The 18,330-nt window shown below is 60.6% G+C and carries 11 protein-coding genes and 5 tRNA genes; 6 read left to right on the forward strand and 10 right to left on the reverse strand.

The features are described 5' to 3' along the window. Positions 1-184: 184 nt before the first annotated feature. Positions 185-2,032 (reverse strand): hypothetical protein, encoded by a 1,848-nt coding sequence (locus tag DJ563_RS13940; RefSeq protein ID WP_434517900.1) that lies wholly within the window; start codon positions 2,030-2,032, stop codon positions 185-187. Positions 2,033-2,272: 240 nt separating this feature from the next. Here DJ563_RS13940 and DJ563_RS13945 point away from each other — a divergent pair, with 240 nt between their 5' ends. The 4 genes from DJ563_RS13945 to DJ563_RS13960 all read left to right on the forward strand — a co-directional run bounded on the left by DJ563_RS13945 (position 2,273) and on the right by DJ563_RS13960 (position 11,659). Beyond that, positions 2,273-2,725, forward strand: a complete 453-nt coding sequence (locus DJ563_RS13945; RefSeq protein ID WP_274100522.1) for a hypothetical protein — start codon at positions 2,273-2,275, stop codon at positions 2,723-2,725. 28 nt (positions 2,726-2,753) lie between these two features. Then, the gene (locus tag DJ563_RS13950) at positions 2,754-7,796 is read left to right on the forward strand and encodes an RHS repeat domain-containing protein (RefSeq protein ID WP_434517901.1); all 5,043 of its coding nucleotides are present in this window, start codon (positions 2,754-2,756) and stop codon (positions 7,794-7,796) included. 231 nt (positions 7,797-8,027) lie between these two features. Continuing rightward, positions 8,028-10,541, forward strand: coding sequence for a fimbria/pilus outer membrane usher protein (locus tag DJ563_RS13955; RefSeq protein ID WP_274100268.1), 2,514 nt, complete (start codon positions 8,028-8,030; stop codon positions 10,539-10,541). Between the two features lie 32 nt (positions 10,542-10,573). After that, positions 10,574-11,659 carry a fimbrial protein gene (locus DJ563_RS13960; protein WP_274100269.1) on the forward strand — a complete coding sequence of 362 codons (1,086 nt, stop codon included), beginning with the start codon at positions 10,574-10,576 and terminating at the stop codon, positions 11,657-11,659. Positions 11,660-11,763: 104 nt separating this feature from the next. Here the strand turns inward: DJ563_RS13960 and DJ563_RS13965 are convergent. The 5 genes from DJ563_RS13965 to DJ563_RS13985 all read right to left on the reverse strand — a co-directional run bounded on the left by DJ563_RS13965 (position 11,764) and on the right by DJ563_RS13985 (position 12,323). Continuing rightward, positions 11,764-11,839, reverse strand: a tRNA-Gly gene (locus tag DJ563_RS13965). An 84-nt stretch (positions 11,840-11,923) separates the two neighbouring features. After that, positions 11,924-11,999, reverse strand: a tRNA-Gly gene (locus tag DJ563_RS13970). Positions 12,000-12,001: 2 nt separating this feature from the next. Next, positions 12,002-12,077 (reverse strand) — tRNA-Glu (locus tag DJ563_RS13975). Between the two features lie 91 nt (positions 12,078-12,168). Beyond that, positions 12,169-12,244, reverse strand: a tRNA-Gly gene (locus DJ563_RS13980). 3 nt (positions 12,245-12,247) lie between these two features. Continuing rightward, positions 12,248-12,323, reverse strand: a tRNA-Glu gene (locus DJ563_RS13985). 354 nt (positions 12,324-12,677) lie between these two features. Here DJ563_RS13985 and DJ563_RS13990 point away from each other — a divergent pair. Beyond that, positions 12,678-13,445 (forward strand): hypothetical protein, encoded by a 768-nt coding sequence (locus DJ563_RS13990; RefSeq protein WP_033700600.1) that lies wholly within the window; start codon positions 12,678-12,680, stop codon positions 13,443-13,445. 53 nt (positions 13,446-13,498) lie between these two features. On the opposite strand, the gene DJ563_RS13995 is transcribed toward DJ563_RS13990, so the two are convergent. Next, complete coding sequence (locus DJ563_RS13995) at positions 13,499-13,981, reverse strand: GAF domain-containing protein (RefSeq protein ID WP_274098646.1); 483 nt, start codon at positions 13,979-13,981, stop codon at positions 13,499-13,501. Beyond that, complete coding sequence (locus DJ563_RS14000; RefSeq protein WP_274098645.1) at positions 13,982-14,869, reverse strand: ATP-binding protein; 888 nt, start codon at positions 14,867-14,869, stop codon at positions 13,982-13,984. It lies immediately after the preceding gene. Positions 14,870-14,932: 63 nt separating this feature from the next. Here DJ563_RS14000 and DJ563_RS14005 point away from each other — a divergent pair, with 63 nt between their 5' ends. Next, complete coding sequence (locus DJ563_RS14005; RefSeq protein ID WP_434517902.1) at positions 14,933-17,290, forward strand: response regulator; 2,358 nt, start codon at positions 14,933-14,935, stop codon at positions 17,288-17,290. Here DJ563_RS14005 and DJ563_RS14010 read toward each other — a convergent pair. Together DJ563_RS14010 and msrB are read right to left on the reverse strand one after the other, a co-directional pair. Continuing rightward, entirely contained in the window at positions 17,280-17,768 is a 489-nt protein-coding gene (locus DJ563_RS14010) for a glutathione peroxidase (RefSeq protein ID WP_033700606.1), read from the reverse strand. The genes DJ563_RS14005 and DJ563_RS14010 overlap by 11 nt on opposite strands. Positions 17,769-17,781: 13 nt before the next feature. Beyond that, a complete protein-coding gene (gene msrB / locus DJ563_RS14015) occupies positions 17,782-18,177 on the reverse strand; it encodes a peptide-methionine (R)-S-oxide reductase MsrB (RefSeq protein ID WP_033700607.1) in 396 nt (131 codons plus the stop codon). Between the last annotated feature and the right edge of the window lie 153 nt (positions 18,178-18,330).

The following is an 18,330-nucleotide window of genomic DNA, read 5'->3' on the forward strand; positions in this document are numbered from 1 at the left end:
GATCATGCCCCTTTACTGTGGCAGGATTTGTCATGCGCCATCGCACTGGCCAAACATAATTCGCTCCAGCCGCGAGTGCGTGGGGCTTGCGCGACATGAACGAGGGATTGCGAATGGGTCATTCTGGCCATGGTAACTTCTCCAATTATTGTCGCCCTGCTGCTCTTCAGCGTGTACGTGAACGTCAGCCGCGCAGCGTCAAGCGCAGTGAGCGCATTTCAAAATAATGGTATTTGTCGTCGAAACTGACATGTGCATGTACAGTCAAACTTTCATTGAGCATTTGCTGCTCAAGCAGATCCCTGGGTATGAGTAGTTCAAGGCCGTTGCGGACTTGCTGGGTGGTCACTTCAGCGTCCCATATAACCTCTTCCACCTCAGCGCGAAAAACACCTGTGACCCACACCGTCACCCATTGCTTTTCGGCAATGAACACCCAGGGATCGAGGGTGCATCTGGCCCCTCTCGGGACGTCTCCCAGATACAGATCCTCTCCCCTCGCGACCGGGCAGGCAAGCCGCGGATAGTCGTCGGGCACAAGAGGCAGTATGCGCAGCATGAAGTGCTCTGACTCGACATAGCTACCGTCATCCCGCACCAGGCGATAGAACACCTTGAACCGCTTCGCCACGGCGTTTTCATTACGCTCCATGTTGGCCGCAATGCTGCCCGCACTTACGAGAAAACGGCGTGGCCTGTTGGTATTGATCGGCTGGGTAACAATTTCCCGTCCCCGCTCGGCATCCCCCTCCCAGTGCAATTCGATGTGCTCATCGTCAGCAATGTCGACCTCATCAGGCACATCCACGAATGCGCCAGAGGTGACAAGGTAAGCTGGCAACCGACCACCGTCGTTTTCTGCCACGGCATCAAGCACTATCGGCGCTGGCAACTCCCGCGAGCGCAGCACTTGCACGTTCAGCAGCTCAGAGGCGAGGCTGCTGCCTTCGCGAGCGAACTGGTAACCCAGTGCTACCGCCTGCCCCTGACTGCTCATAAGCCAACGGGGTGCGAGGGTGAACATCAGGGCACCGCTGTCGATCGAACTGGGGTCAACACGCAACACCTGGTACACGTCATCACTGGACAGCCAATACAGCAGTAGACGGTCCGATACAGCCATGCCCGCATCCGGGTAAGGTGCAATCCTGATCGTCAAACCATCGCGAAAACGCGCAGGGTCCAAGGGCTCACCGGGGTCAAGGCCTTCCACGCTGGGCGGTGGCAGACGAGTTGGCGGTGTAATCGACGAATCCACGCGAAACCGCTGTATTGGCGATGGGGCCGAATGGCCATCTTTGAAGGCAATGACATACTCGGCATCGAAGTGCCCTCCCTCCAACCTGCGCAGCCAGGTTCTTTCCACGGCGGCTTGCAAATGTTTGCCAGGAACCTCGACATTGAGGTTTTTTGTCCATGTGTACGGGCGCCCGCGATCGTCCTCACCCGTTAGAGTTATCGCAACCCTATCGCCGGGTTGCATGGCCTGATAGGGCGGTATCAGCAGCGCCATCGTGGAGCCCAGTGCCTGCGGGGCTACGAGCAAATCATGCGACGGCGCGGCCAGGACCACCGACAAGGTTTCGGCGCCTGGCCGTGGGCGCACGCCCACATAGCAAAAACGCCGCAGAGACTCCAGCTCGGGCCGTGCTTCATGCACCTGGTAGGAGTAGAACGCCCAGCCACCGGCAGCGTCTTGCACGACATCGTTGCCAATGAGGTACTCCACACCCACTGCTGGATCGACATCATCAGGCACGCGATAAGGGTTGCCGATATGGTCAAAAAGCGCCCCTCCGGGTGCAGCCCCCACCCAGCGTGGAAAAAGCAAATCTCCGCCCTGAATGCCGGGATAGTTGATGTGAGTCATCAACGCCTCGTCGCCCAACGCTAGCAAGTCGATCTCATCGTGCGGCGTTAAACCCTCTATTTCAGGTTTTGGCAGGTCATTGTTCTCTGGGCCTGCGTCACGCAGTGACGTGGAGGCAGACGCACGTTTAAACCAGTGGGCGAAGTTACTGATGAGCGTCATGCCGCATTACCCCATCATGCAAGAAACGATTAGTGGCGGAGCTGGTGCAGGAATTAATAGCGAATCGACCAACAGGCGACAACTAGCAGAATTACCAGGTCGACGCGGCCCTCGAGTACTAAAGCACAACAGGTGGCACCTGATATTTTTGACAGGTGCGTGGCGCTGCACATTGCCATAGTCTCAGTACAGGCTTGTTATGTGAAACCCACGATATCCAAGGTGATCAGGGGAGTGCTCATGAAAGGCAAGAAAGAGACGCATGCAACGGGCGTTATTATCATCAGGGAATCAACAGAAAGTAACGACTTCTGCTCCCTGCATATTCCGGACGCCGGCAGCAATCAAACTGTCGTATTGAGAATGAACCAAGGGGATTGTAAAGACAAAGACCCTCGCTTCATCGAACTTAACAGTTTTCCGTCGGCAACAAAGATCCTCCTGACCCGAAATAATAATGGCACGCCGGACGATGCCAGTTGGTGGATTGAACTCAAGACCACACGCAACAATGCCGCATTGGACAATGGAGAAATTACTTACCTGAACACCTATGCCGTTGGCGATTTCATCGAACAGGGTATCGGGGTCATGGTGATTGCCAAGCATGGCACCATCCAGCGCGACGAACTTCGCAGTGTGCGCGTCATTACCTCGGCCGCGCCGCCGCGCGCTGAGCGCCTGCAGCGCTAATGCTCATCTTGAATGGGAGATGACAATAATGTTCTTGAATTCCAATGCATTCAATTTCATGAGTTTCGTCCAGAACAACGTCGATCCGCGCACGGGCCAGTACAACCTGGGCATCGAACTCCCCGAACTGATCGGCAACAACCTCTGCGGCCCACGCCTACCCCTGCGCTTGAACTTCAGCCCGATGAACGACCAGGACTCAGGCTTTGGCATTGGCTGGGCATTGAACCTCAGCCAGTTCGAGATTCGCGCCAGCATGCTCAGCCTGGGCTCCGGGGAGCGCTTCAAGGTCAGTGACAACGGCCCGGGTGTGGAGCCGTTGATCGCCGAGCGCAAACTGGAGAGCTTCCACTTCCACAACGAAAGCAAGCCGGACCAACAGCTGGTGCGTTATCGCCTGGTGCACAAGTCAGGGCTGGTCGAGGTGCTGGAGCCGCAGGACAACGACAAGGACATTGCCTTGCCGGTGCGCGTGCTGGCGCCCTCAGGCCACGGCCTGAGCCTGGAGTACGAGCGCGATGTCGACGGGCCGCGGCTGGTTCGGGTGAGCGACGACAGTGGCCGCGACCTGCTGGCCATCGACTACAGCAGCAACCACGAGGTACTGCTCGACCTGCACCCCAGCGACGACCCCGAGGTCGAGCCCTGGGCCCGCTACACCCTGTCGCGCAACGGTGCCGATGAGTTGACCGACGTGGTGCTGCCTACCGACGAGCAGGCCAGTTGGCACTTCGAGTATCAGCGCTTCGGCAACCTGCGCTGCGTCAGCAAGGTGGACAACCCCCTCGGTGGAACCGAGCGGGTCTACTACCGTACCCAGGGGCATCGCTTCCCGCCGGCTGCCGATGGCCTGGCGCGCTGGCTGCCCAACGTCGAACGGCATGTGGTGCAACCCGGTGCCGGCCAGCCAGACATGGTCACCGAGTACGACTACAGTCCGGAGAACTTCCTCGGCTACGGTGGTACCGGCATCGTCTGGAGCGACGATGGCCTGGACAACCTGTACAAGCTCGTCGGCAACCGCTACGAATACACCTCCACCGCCCGCTACAGAGTGCCCGGCGAACCGGATGAAGACGGCAACCCGACCGAAGTCGACGCACGCACCATCACCCGAACGTTCAACCGTTTCCATCTGTTGAACGAACAGGTCACGCGCCAGGACGGCTGCGTCGAAACGGTCAGCACCACCTACCACGAAGTGGCCGGCCAGCGTTTCGAAAACCAGCCGGAAAAGTTCCAGCTACCCCACGTCATGAAAAAACACTGGAGCCTGGCGAATGATCCGCGGGAATACCGGGAAGAAAACGTCACCACCGACTACGACACGCTCGGCAACCTGACCGAAGAGATCCAAGCCAACGGCATTCGTACGGTCATTACCTACCACCCGGCCAATCCGGAAGGTTTCGTCGGCACTCTGGAAAGCCTGACGGTGCATCCAGCCGACTGCCCGGTGGAGCCAGGCCACGAGGCAGCACAAACTATTCGCGTCCGTTATCAATACCGCCAGCTCGCACCTCTACCGCCTGCGCAGGGGTACAAAGCACAGGAAGACTGGTTGCTACGCAACGAGGAAGAGATCTTCCAGGTACTGATCGACAGTGAAGGCAAGGAGCAGGAGCAATCGCTGCAAAAGACAGAATGCAGGTATTTGGAGGACAGTAGCAATTCGTTCCTGTATGGCCGCATGGACCATCAGTCAACGACCCTGAATGGCACCACCGCTCGCAGTCAATGGAAATACAAACGGATGGATGACGACGCCGGGCTGCCCATGCTGCTGTCGACCGAGCATACCTATACAGCCCCAGGCGGCACCCTACAGCGCAAGATCGAACAGATCCAGCATGTCACCACCGGTGGCTTGTATCAGGAACAGGACCTCAACGGCGTCATCACCCGCTATCGCCACGACAAGCTCAACCGGATGCTGGAAGAAACAGTGGGCGCAGACACCACCGAGGCCGCAACGCGCCACTACGCGTACCGTCTGCTCAACCAGAACGATCGTGGCCAGGCTTTCGAAGAAGCGACCGACGTCAAAGGCGTACTAACCCGTACTTATCTGGACGGCGCTAGCCGTACACTGCGCCAGGAACTGGAAACCCTCGACGAAGACAAGCAACCGCAGACACTGCCTGTGCACTACCAGGCACGCTATGACTCTCTAGGAAACCAGTCCGGCGAGACGCTTTACGACCACTACACACAAGACGGTGAAAAGCAGGTAGTGGCAGTGGACTTCAGCTTCAGCCATGACGGCTGGGGCCAGCGCTGCAAGGTCGAGCGACCCGATGGTGTAATCGAACACCGCGACTTCTCACCCTTCGGTGCCGACGGCAACCGCATCAAGACATGGATCACCAGCGCCAAAAACCTGGAGCTGAAGCGCCGACAGCAGGTCAGTGAGTTCAACCGGTTTGACAAACCCGTGCATGAGTATCGCCTGGACGGCAACCGCGAAGTTGGCCGACACGACTACCACTACGACGGGCTTGGCCGCAGCACGAAGGAGACGCTCACACTCCAAGGCAACCTCGACGCGCCCACCCTGCGTTCGACCCATTACCATTACGATGCCTGGGGCCGCATGCACAAGACCCAGCGCCCCGATGACAGCCTCCTGGAGCGGCAATTCGCGGCGCACAGCCTCAGTGAGCTGACCACGCTGTTCCAGGTGCGCAAAGCTGCCAACGGCGTTGCGCGGCCTGTCTGCAAACGTGAATTCGATGGCCTGGAACGTCTTGAGAAAATCAGCGTAGGGCCACGGGTAGAAGACTACACGTACCAAGGCTCTCAGACCCTGGTCCATCAGCGCACCGCCTACCGCATGGAAAACGGCAACCCCGGCCAGGACAAGCGCGTCATTACCTATGGCTACAAACCGCAGCTGACCGAACAACCGCAGACGATCGAAACGACTCGCCAGCAGGGCGGCAAAGGGTCGGCAGCCAACCTGGCAAGCTTCGACTACGAAGAAAGTGCGGCGATCACGAGCGCCAAGGAAGATACCCAAGGGACGCGCAGCTACACGTACACCCCACTGGGCTACCTGCTCCAGGAAAAATGGGACAACAAGGACAGCACCGGCTATCACGTCGACTACGCGCACTCGCCGCAAGGTCGCCTGCTGTCGCGCCAGGACAGTGACGGCAAGGCAGTCGTGCATGCGTATGACGCCCAGGGGCGAATTGCCTACACTCGCCAGCAGTCATTGAAAGCCGCATTCAGCTACGACGAAGAGGGGCTGCTTGAAAGCACCGAAACGCTCGATGAGGCCAGTGGCCGCCGCGTGCTGTGCTCGCTGCAACACGACACCCTCGGCCGCGAAGTAAAACGCACCTTGAGCGTTGACGGCGGCGTGGCCCATGAGTTGCATCTGGTGTGGCGAGATGACGACCTGCTGCTCGAACGCCGCCTGGAGAAAGACGGCACCTTGTTGCTCAAGGAAAACTTCGAGTACGACGCGCTCAACCGCCTGGCCTTCCATGACAGCGAAGGCACCCTGCTACCTTGCAACGCCAAAGGCCGGCCGATCATCAGCCAGCAGTTCGATTTCGACGAACAAGATAACTTGACCCGTTGCCGAACCTGGTTCGACGATGGCGAACAGGATGACGCCGACTTCACCTACCTGGCTGATGGCAGCTTCCAGCTCGCCGCAGTGGCACACACGCTGATTACCGATTACCCGGCCCGTCAAGCCTTCAGGTATGACGAACTGGGCAATGCCCTCAATGACGAATGGGGGCGGCGCCTGGTCTATGACAGTGTGGGGCGCTTGCAGGAAGTACGCGACGCCGATGACGACGACCAGGTCCTGGCCAGTTATCGCTATGACGGCCATGACCAGCTGTATGCCGCGCGCTACGGCACCGCAGCCGAAGTACTGCGTCGCTACCAGGGCAACCAGGTCGACCGCACCGTACAGGACGGCCTGCTGACCCACTACCTGTACCAGAGCGAGATGGCGCTTGGCCTCAACCAATGGCGAGGGGACCAGTTGCAGGACAGCCGTCTGCTGCTCAGCGATGCCCAAGGTACTGTCCTCGCCGAATATGATGCCGACGGCTTGCGGCCGAAACAGGAGGATACCGGCGAACTGCACCCGGCCACGTACAGCACCTATGGCGAACGCCCGGAAGATAACGGCCTGCGCACCCTGCTTGGGTTTCTCGGCGAGTTACGTGACGAGGCGTTCGGCTGGTACATGCTGGGCCGAGGTTATCGCACCTACAACCCCAGCCTCATGCGTTTCCACAGCCCCGATTCGCTCGCCCCCGAAGAGTCAGGCATCAACCCTTACCTGTACTGCCTCGGCGACCCGGTGAACTGGCGTGACCCCACCGGCCATCGCAGCGCCTATGGCTATGGCAAGGAAAACCCCACCGACCGCAGCTACCACCCGCCTTACATCGATCCAATCGAGAAACCGAAAGGAGGCTGGGCGCAATGGCTTGGCGTAGGTATCGCAGGATTGTTCCTGGTGATTTCCGCCGTGACGATGCCTTGGACTGCGCCCTTGAGCATTGGCTATGTCGTCGCCATTGCCGGGCTCGGCATGCAGGCGGCGGGTGTCGGGTTGCAGGTCGCGGCGATATATACCGAGGATGAAAACCTGGCGAATACGTTCTACATGCTCTCGAACGCGTTGCAGATCGTGGGGGGGCTGATGTTCGGGATTGGGCGAGGGATGGCTCTCAAGGTAGCGAAGCAGCTAAAGCATTGGACCAAACACCCACTTATGCAGCCAGGCTCTAAATTTAAGCTACCACGCTTGCCGGAAAAGCTATCAACAACGGGAGGAGATCCCATCATTACGAATGGTACTCCCCTGAGTGCTCAGACTACAGCAGGCAGTTCAAGTGTTCGCTCAACCTCCAGTCAGGTGTTCAAGAACATGGAAGATAGTGCGCTATGGCAGAGCCTCATTACCAATAAAAGGGTAATTTATTCACCTGGAACACGGGGAGAACTCCCCTTCCCTAGCTCTATCTCCTTACCCACTTCCGGGGCATCTGGGGCACCTTGGCCTCCCGTCACTAGACCCTGGGGTTTTCTTTACTAAACGTCTTGTCCTCCCTTTAACTTTTACTCTAATCCGCTCTTGATTCCCTGCCGCCTTTAGCGGCAGGGAATTTCCCCCCGTCTTAACCTGCAAGCCGCGACAGTAAAGACGTTGCCTTCCTCAGAACAGAATTCTCCTACATCCACCGCCTCCCCATCCTTCATATCCTCTGGCCATCAGCTCACCCCCCTGCCCAACGTCTTGAGCAGTTGAATCGACCAGGAAAGCTCCATGCCACAGCTTGAACGGCGCAGGCCACTGCCGTCGCGTCCGCGTTTTGCCTCGCTTTTGCCCATTGCCGGTGGCGGACTGCTGCTGGCCTTCGCACCACCGACACTGGCCACAACCGCCCACGCACAGTTCCAAACCGCCTTCATGCGCCAGGCCCCCGGCCAACCGCAGGACGCCGGTCAACAGGCGCTGCAGGGGTTGCAGGCGAACACCCCGTTAGCCGCCGGACGCTACCGGGTCGAGCTGCTGGTCAACCTGAGTTCGGCAGGCCAGCACGAACTGGACTTCCACGACCCCCTTAACGGCCAGGGCCTGCAAGCGTGCCTGAGCGCCGACCTGTTGCGTGAACTAGGGTTGCGCGAGCAGGCCCTGGAGGTGCCACTGCCCAGCGACGCGAGTTGCATCGACTTGCCGAGCCTGGTGCCGCAAGCGGAGGTGGACTTCAACCCCGCGCTGCTGCGCTTGAGCATATCGATTCCACAAATCGCCCTGCGCCGCGACATCAGCGGGCAGGTGCCGGTAGAGCGCTGGGACCCTGGCATAAACGCAGCCTTCGTCAACTACCAGGCGTCCGCCCAGCACAGCCGTGGTCGAGGTGGCAGCCGCAGCAGCCAGGACCTGTACCTGAGCAGCGGCCTGAACCTGGGCGCCTGGCAGTTGCGCAGCAACCAGGCATTGCGCCAGGACCACACTGGCCAACACAGCTGGACCCGCAGCAGCACCTATGCCCGCCGCGACTTGCCGGCCTTGCGCGCCAGCCTGACCCTCGGCGAAACCTTCACCAACAGCGAAGTATTCCGCAGCCTGCCGTTCAAGGGCGCGCAAATGGCTTCGGACCACGAAATGCTCCCCGATGTCATGCAGAGCTATGCGCCGGTCATCCGCGGCGTGGCACAAACGCGCGCCAAGCTGGAAGTGCTGCACAACGGGTACCCGATCTACGCCACCTACGTCGCGCCAGGCCCCTATGCAATCGACGACCTGAGCGTCGGCGCCGGCCACGGTGAGCTAGAGATTGTTCTCACCGAAAGCGATGGCCAGGTGAGCCGCTTCACCCAACCCTATTCGTCACTGGGCAACCTGCTGCGCGAAGGCATCTGGCGCTATACCGCCAGCCTCGGCCGCTACAACGGCGCCGAACACATCGACTCCCCAAAATTCTGGCAAGGCACCTTGGCCCGCGGCGGTGCCTGGGACACCACCCTGTACGGCGGCGCGATGAACAGCGACTACTACCGCGCCGGAGCCTTCGGCCTGGCACGCGATTTCGGTTCGATAGGCGGCTTGTCGTTGGATGTCACCCATGCCCGTAGTGACCTGGGCAGCAGCCTCGGCCAGGTTACCGGCAACAGCTTCGCCATGCGCTACGGCAAAAGCTTCCAGACCAACACCAACCTACGCTTCGCTGGGTATCGCTATTCCACCGAAGGGTACAGAGACTTCGACGAAGCCGTGCAACAACGCTACGCCGCCGCCGATTACCTGGGCAACCGCCGCAGCCGCCTCGAGGCCTCTGTCTATCAGAACTTGGGCAAGCGTGGCTCGTTGAGCCTGACCCTGACCCAGGACGATTACTGGAACAGTAACTTCCAACGACGCCAGTACCAGATGCAGTACAACACCCAGTACAGCAACTTGGGCATCAACTTTTTTGCCTCCCAGGCTTTAAGCAGCAACCGCGCCGAAAACAGGCTGTTCGGCGTGAGTTTTTCACTGCCGCTGGATTCACCACGCTATCGCAGCGCAACCTTCGACGTGCGCCGTTCCAATGGCGCCTATAACCAACGCGCAAGCCTGGGTGGCAGCCTCAACGACAAGAGCCTGGACTACCGTCTCTCGGCCAGCAACGACGAGCAGCAACGCAAAAGCGCCGAGCTGTCGCTCGGCTATCTGGGCGAACAAGTCAGCCTTGGCGCCGGTTACACGCAAGGCGCCGACTACAGCAGCGTATCGGTGAATGCCAGTGGCGCCCTGCTGGCCCATAGCCAAGGGCTGACACTGGGCAACTATCTGGGCGAAACGGCTGCCTTGGTGCATGTCCCAGATATCGCCGGCGTTGGCGTGCAGAACACCGGCAAGGCGCGCACCAATAGCGACGGCTACCTGTTGGTCCCACACTTGCGGCCCTACCGCAGCAACACGCTGATCCTCGACACCGATGACCTGGGCCCGGACGCGGTCATCGATACCGGAACCCTGCAAGTGGTGCCGCAGCGCGGCGCGGTGGTCAAGGCACGCTTCGAGGGACGGCGCGTGAACCGCCTGGTGCTTACCTTGCAACTGCCCGATGGGCGCGCAATGCCGTTCGGCGCGGTGGTCAAGGATGAGCAAGGCGAGACACTGGCCGTGGTCGGCCAGGCCGGCCAGGCCTTGGTTGCCATCGAGACACCGCAGCAGACACTGCAAGTGGACTGGACCGACCAGCAGCCGCAGCGCTGCCAGATAGCCATCGCTCTCGAAGACATGCACCAAGATGGCGGCTACTTCCTGCAAACCGTGCAGTGCCAGCCTTAATGAACCGACCACGCTCTGCGGATAGACTCCCCATGCACAATGCTTCACGCCCACGTTTTCGCCCTGCATCCCTGGCAGCTTATGCGCTGTTGCTGTGGCCATTCGCGCAGGCCGCGCTGGCCAACTGCAGCTATGAATCCGGCCATTCTGGCCCGTTGAACTATGAAATGGACATGGGAACGCTATGGATGCCCCGTGATGCACCGAATGGCACGGTCATCGCCACAGCAAGCCCGCTGTTGTCCGCGCGCAACCGCTTGGTCTGCCACTATGAAACTAACAGGGAAGTATTCGCCATACTGACCAATACCGCCCCCATCGCCGTGCTGTCCACGCCGTTGGCGGGCAATAGCGCCCGTCAGATCCCTATTCTGCAAACCAGGATTCCCGGTATTGGCGCAACGATCGAGGTAGGTGAACCTTTCGATGGCACCGCGGTGAGCTACCAGAATCGATTCAGCGCCGACCCAGGCACGCCGAACGCCATTCCTTACTCTGGCGCCATGCGCAAACGCACGCCCGCCCCCGCGCAGATGTACTTTTTCCAACCAACGGTTACCCTGATCAAGATTGGCCCGATCGCAGCGGGGCCACAGCGTATCGATGAAGAAATGTTCCGCGGCATCATCGATACGCGAGGCGATATCATGGATTTCAGGCTCAGGGCCACGATCGACCATGCCCAGTGCACACTCAGGCCCGATGCGGTCAGTGCCGACCCCGTGCAACTCGGCGACCATACGCTGGCCGACTTCACCGGGGCGGGCTCGACCACCGTGAAAGTGCCCTTTCACATTCGCCTGAACGACTGCCAGGATGACAGCTCAGGCAGTGTGGCCATGGCACATATTCGCCTGGACGGCGCCCGAGGATCGAGCAGCCTGGACCGGAACCAGGGCTTGTTCAGCCTGACCAGCAACTCGACAGCCAAGGGAATTGGTATTCAGCTGCTACGCGATGACGGGTCGAGCATGCTGCTGGAAGAGGAAGTGCCGGTGAAGAGGCTGGCGATCGGCGAGACGCGTCTGGACTTCCAGGCGCGCTACTATCAGACAGATGCGAAAGTTGAGCCTGGCCTGGCTGAAGGCGCGCTGAACTTCACCATCAGCTACAAGTAAATGTGCCCTCCTGTCCGGGGCTGCCAGGCAGCACCGGACAGGATAAAAACCCAAACGACAAAAACGACAAAAGGGACTTTCGTCCCTTTTGTCGTTTACATGTTTGGAGCGGGAAACGAGACTCGAACTCGCGACCCCGACCTTGGCAAGGTCGTGCTCTACCAACTGAGCTATTCCCGCATTGTGAAGCTTTACCGCTATCGGCGTGAACGCCTTGAAGACCTTCACCACCACTGTACCGCATAGACGCCACAGTATTTAAACTGGAGCGGGAAACGAGACTCGAACTCGCGACCCCGACCTTGGCAAGGTCGTGCTCTACCAACTGAGCTATTCCCGCAATGGCGTCCCCTAGGGGACTCGAACCCCTGTTACCGCCGTGAAAGGGCGGTGTCCTAGGCCACTAGACGAAGGGGACACACAACACTTTTCAGTGCACCAGACTTAAACCTTACGATTTACCCTGGATTTTCTTTTCCTGCCCCGCCGTTAAGCGTTGCCGGAGAAACTGGAGCGGGAAACGAGACTCGAACTCGCGACCCCGACCTTGGCAAGGTCGTGCTCTACCAACTGAGCTATTCCCGCAAATGGCGTCCCCTAGGGGACTCGAACCCCTGTTACCGCCGTGAAAGGGCGGTGTCCTAGGCCACTAGACGAAGGGGACACGCTGCAAGCATTTACATGCTGCTTTCACTTCCTGCCGCGTTCCGCTGTGTGCTTTACGCTGCAAGTGGCGCGCATTCTATGGATGCGACGGGGAGCCGTCAACCCCTTTGTAGAAATTTATTTAAATCAATGACTTCGGTCCATCTGAGTGCCCTTGCCAAGGGGGGGCCGAGGTTTGGCGTTGATTTTCTGACGGCACCTCGGCAAGCTCGGTATCAATGTGCCGGCATCCGGTAGCGCTATTGTAGTTATAGAGCACGTGGCCGATATAAAAAGAGATTTGCCTGCCAGGGCCTCTCGCGGGCAAGCCCGCTCCTACACTGATGCATAACTTCTTCATGAGGCATTAACGGTGACACCACTTCTGATCACCCTGCTCATCGTGGCGGGTATCGCGTTACTGATCGTGATCGGCTACCTCAACAATGTGGTCGAAAACAGCAAGCTCGAACGCGCGCGGCTGAAGGTCGAGCTGGCCGATCGCTTGCGTCGCTGTGGCGAAATCACCGAGACCTTCCCCGGCCAGTTCATGACCCCGGCGCTCAAACTGCTGCTGACCCGCCTGGAGCTGAACCTCAACCAGCGTCAGCTGGCGGTGGACAAGCACAACGCCGAACTCAAGGCGCGGATTGCCGAACTCGAAGGCCTGATTGCCCTGGGCGAAAAGATCCCGGTGAACAACCCGCCCAACCCGATCCAGGCCGAGGCCAAGGCCAAGGACGTGCGCTTTCTGCTTGAAGCGTTGCACAACCAGGTGGCCCGCGCCGCCCAGGAAGGCTTCCTGCCCGCCAGCGAGGCCAAGCAATGGGTCAAGGAAGTCCGCCATATCCTGGTGCTGTTGCACATCGAGTTCTTCAACAACCTTGGCCAGCAGGCCCTGCAGAAGGGCCAGCCGGGCCAGGCGCGCCTGGCTTTCGAGCGGGGTGTGCAGTACCTGCGCAAGCAGCCGGAGCCGAAAGTGTATGAAGAGCAGTTGACCTACCTGGAGAAACTGCTGGCCCGCGCCAATGCGCAGGTGCTGGACCAGATGGAGCCGGCACAGAACGAGCAGAATGAATTGAATGAAGGCCTCAAGACCGATGAGGAAGAGACCTGGAAGAAAAAAGCAATGTACGACTGACTCGGTAATCCTGTACTGGCCCTGTGGGAGCGGGCCGGTACAGGCAAACACACTCAGCAGTCGGTCAATTCCAGGAAGATCGCCACCAGGCGCTCCATCCCTTGCTGGTCCGCCTCACTGAAACGCCCAAGCTTCGGGCTGTCCAGGTCCAGCACGCCAATCAACCGCCCCTCTTTCACCAACGGGATCACCAGCTCGCTGTTGGACGCACTGTCACAGGCAATGTGCCCCGGGAACGCGTGCACATCCTCGACCCGCTGGGTTTGCCGCGTAGCCGCCGCTGCACCGCACACACCCTTGCCGAACGGGATCCGCACACAGGCCACCTGCCCCTGGAACGGCCCGAGCACCAGTTCATCGTTACGGTTGAGGTAGAACCCCGCCCAGTTAAGGTCATCCACCTGGTTATACAAGAACGCCGAAAACTGCGCGGCGTTGGCGATGAAGTCACGCTCGTCGGCAAACAGCGCCTGCACTTGCGCAGCCAGCAGGCGGTAGCCGTCAAGGCCGGTACCACTGGCATTGAGGTCGATCATTTATTTCTGCTCCAGCAATTGCAGCCCGACCCAGTAGCGGGCGAACTGATAGGCACAACGGCCATTACGGTTGCCGCGGCCGGTGGCCCAGCGCACGGCAAGGATTTCCAGGGCTTCGTCACGCTGCCAACTCAGCCCGGCAGGGCGCGCCAACTGGCCGATCCAGTGTTCGACCACGTTGAGGAAGTGGTCCTGGGTGAAGGGGTAGAACGACAGCCACAGGCCAAAACGGTCAGACAAGGCGATCTTGTCTTCCACCGCCTCGCTGGGGTGCAGCTCGCCATCGACCCGCTTCCAGTTCTCGTTGTCGCTCTCTTTCTCGGGCACCAGGTGGCGGCGGTTGGAAGTGGCGTACAACAGGACATTGTCCGGAGCCTGCTCCAGCGAGCCGTCGAGCACGCTCTTGAGCACCCGGTAGTCGCCCTCCCCGGCTTCGAACGACAGGTCGTCGCAGAACAGGATGAAGCGTTGCGGCAGTTTCTGCAGTTGCTCGACCACCCGCGGCAGGTCGGCCAAATGGTCACGTTCGATTTCGATCAGGCGCAGGCCGGCACCTGCGTGCTCGGCCAGCAGGGCGCGCACCAGCGACGACTTGCCGGTGCCACGCGAGCCCCACAGCAGCGCGTGGTTGGCCGGCAGGCCGTTGATGAACTGGTGGGTGTTGCGGCCCAACTGGTCACGCTGCTGGTCGACGCCAATCAGGTCGGACAGGCGAATGTCCAGGCTGACTTCCAGCGGCATCAGGTAACCGCTGCGGCCATCGCGCTGCCAGCGGGCGGCCAGGGTGGTGTGCCAGTCGATGTCCGGGCGCAGTGCCGGCAACAGGGGTTCGAGGCGCGCCAGTACCGATTCGGCGCGGTCCAGGAAAGCAATCAAGCGGGCGTCCATGACGTCTCCTACACATTCAGATTCGGGGCGGCAATAGCCGCCTGCAGCCGGGGTTGATCGGCTATGCTTGCGCAGCGCAAGGGACGAGAAACCGGCTCGGGACTCATGGATATAAAGTTCACCAATCGCCTGTCATACAAGCAAGCCCGGTTGACAGTCCTGGTCGGCTTCATCCTGGGAACATTGCTCAGTCTCATCCAGATCGGCATCGATTATGCCAGCGAAGACGCGTCCATCAACCGCGAAGTGCGTGCACTGCTGCAAATCAGCCACAACCCGGCCTCCCGCATCGCCTACAACATCGATGCCGAACTGGCCCTGGAGCTGACGCGCGGCCTGCTGCAATCGCCGGCGGTGGTGCGTGCGCGGCTGATCGACAACAACGACACCGTGCTGGCCGACGTCGAGCGCCCGCGCCTGGAAGACCGCTACCGGCCGCTGAGCGACTTTCTGTTCGGCGAACAGCGCCAGCTGCAGGACCGCCTGTTCCTTGCCCACATGCCCGAAGAATACCTCGGCACCCTGTACCTGGATGTCGACACCTACGCCTTCGGCAGCCGCTTCCTCGACCGCGCCGGCGTCACCTTGCTCACCGGCTTTGCCCGCAGCCTGGTGCTGACCGGCATTCTGCTGGCGCTGTTCTACATGATGCTGACCAAGCCGCTGGTGAACGTGATCGGTGCGCTCAGCGCCAGCGACCCACGCAAGCCACGGCAAACTCGGCTGGAATGCCCCCACGGCCACGAGCACGATGAAATCGGCGTGCTGGTCAAGGTCGCCAACCAGCAGTTCGTCAGCATGGCCACCGAGATCGAGCAGCGGCGCACCGCCGAGAACCGCCTGACCCAGTACCTCAACGAACTGGAAGACATCGTTTCGGCGCGCACCGACCAGCTCAAGGCCAGCAACAGCAGCCTGAGCCAGTCCAATCAAGAGCTCGAAGAAGCCCGCCGCCGCGCCCTGGACATGGCTCAGGCACGGGCGGCCTTCCTGGCCAACATGAGCCACGAGATCCGCACCCCGCTCAACGGCATGCTCGGCATGATCGCCCTGGCCCTGGACAGCCCGCTGCCCAGCGAGCAGCGCCAGCAGATGACCATCGCCCACGACTCGGGCAAGGTGCTGGTGGAGCTGCTCAACGATATTCTCGACCTGTCCAAGTTCGATGCCGGCCAGCTGGAACTCGAGCGTATCCCCTTCGACATGGGCTCGATGGTCGAGGACACCGCCAACCTGCTGTCGCAGAACACCGCGCAAAGCGTCGAACTGACCTGCCTGATCGCCCGCAACTTCCCCAGTAGCGTGCTCGGCGACCCGACACGGGTGCGCCAGGTGGTCAGCAACTTGTTGTCCAACGCACTCAAGTTCACCCGTTTCGGCCGCGTCGACATACGCTTGGTAACGATTGTCGGCGGCGTGCGCCTGGAGGTCCGCGATACCGGCATAGGTATCCCGGAAGAGGCCCAGGCGCGGATCTTTCAGCCGTTCACCCAGGCAGGCGCCGGCATTACCCGCCAGTACGGCGGCACCGGCCTGGGCCTGGCCCTGACGCGCAACCTGTGCAAGGCCATGCACGGCCATCTGCATATTCAGTCCGAGCCGGGCTTTGGCAGCCGGTTCAGCGCAGAGTTGCCGCTGACCGTTCACACCGAGGCTATCCCGCCCGCGCCGCTGCAGGGGCGTGTGGTGGCCTTGAGCAATGCCGGCAGCGGGCTGCATGAACTGTTGCAAGACCTGCTACCTGCCTGGGGCCTGGCGTACCAGCGGCATGACAGCAGGGCAGGCCTGGATGCCACGCAGATCGACCTGCTGATCACCGATGATCTGGAGCATCTGTTTGAGCTGCGCCCGGCAATGAAAACGCCCATCCTGCTGGTGACGGCCTATGGCAATTTCCTCTCCAGCGAGCAGTCCGTCAGCCTGGCGCCCTTGCATCAACTGGCCCGGCCACTCGCGCGCAACGCCCTGTACCAGACCCTGCGGCGCACCCTGCAAGGCCATGAGCCCGAGCACCCGCTGGCCAACCCGAGCATGGCCGCGGAACAAGGCCGCGCGCGGATTCTGCTGGTGGAGGACAACCCCGTGAACCAGCTGGTGGCCAAGGGCATGCTGGCCAAGCTCGGCTGCCAGGTGCAAGTGGCCAGCCAGGGTGCCGAGGCCTTGGAATGCCTGGAGCAGGACGATTTCGACCTGGTGCTGATGGACTGCAACATGCCGGTGATGGATGGCTACGAAGCCAGCCGGCGCATTCGCCAGAGCGGCCGCTGGCCTGAACTGCCGATCGTCGCGCTGACCGCCAATGCCATGCCCGAGGAGCGTGAGCGCTGCCGCGCCGCAGGCATGAACGACTACCTGGCCAAGCCGTTTCGCCGCGAAGAGCTACTGGCACTGGTCGATCACTGGGTGCCTGTCAGCGGCTGAGCAGGCGCTCGATATCCGCTTCCAGGGCCTGCGGCTTGGTGGTCGGCGCATAGCGCGTGACTTGGCCGCTGGCCGGGTCGAGCAGGAACTTGGTGAAGTTCCACTTGATCTTCTGGCTGCCCAGCAGGCCAGGGGCACGCTGCTTGAGTTCGACGAACAGCGGGTGCGCACCCGGCCCGTTGACCTCGACCTTGCGAAACAACGGAAAGCTCACGCCGAAATTGCGCTCGCAGAACTGCGCGATTTCCCGCGCTTCGCCCGGCTCCTGCTTGCCGAACTGGTTGCAGGGAAAGCCCAGCACCACCAGGCCACGCTCGCGATAGTGCTGCCACAACTGCTCCAGGCCCTTGTATTGAGGGGTGAAGCCGCACTGGCTGGCGGTATTGACCACCAGCAGGGCCTTGCCTGGGAAGTCACCGAGTTTCTTGTGCTCGCCGCCCAATGTCACGCAGGGGATATCCAGCATCGATCCAGCCATGTTCGGGCTCCGGTCAGTCGCGCGGTTGTAAGTCGATGCACACCGAGTTGATGCAGTAACGCAGGCCGGTCGGCGGTGGGCCGTCGGGGAACACGTGGCCCAGGTGGGCGTCACAGCGGGCGCAGGTGACTTCGGTGCGGATCATGCCGTGGGTAGTGTCGCGGATTTCGATCATCGCGCGGTCTTCGATCGGCGCGTAGAAGCTCGGCCAGCCGCAGCCGGAATCGAACTTGGTCTGGGCATCGAACAGCGGCAGGTTGCAGCAGATGCAGTGGTAGATGCCGTCGCGGCGCTCGCTGTTGTACTTGCCACTGAACGGGCGCTCGGTACCTTTCAGGCGGCACACCTGGTACTGCTCGGGGTCGAGCATCGACTGCCATTGTTCAAGTGTCTTGTCGATCTTTTGCATGTAGGGACCTCGGCAGGCTTAATTTCACCCCGCGCCGTCTTTTCCGTAACGCGGGTGGCACGTATATTAGTTGGCTTCGTGTGCCAGGCGTTCAGTCTGGCACCCGCGCCCTGCCCTTTCAAACCTTTCGACGGGGCGTTGCGCGTATTCTCA

Source organism: Pseudomonas sp. NFX1 (genome assembly GCF_051123555.1).
Taxonomy (GTDB): Bacteria; Pseudomonadota; Gammaproteobacteria; order Pseudomonadales; family Pseudomonadaceae; genus Aquipseudomonas; species Aquipseudomonas capeferrum.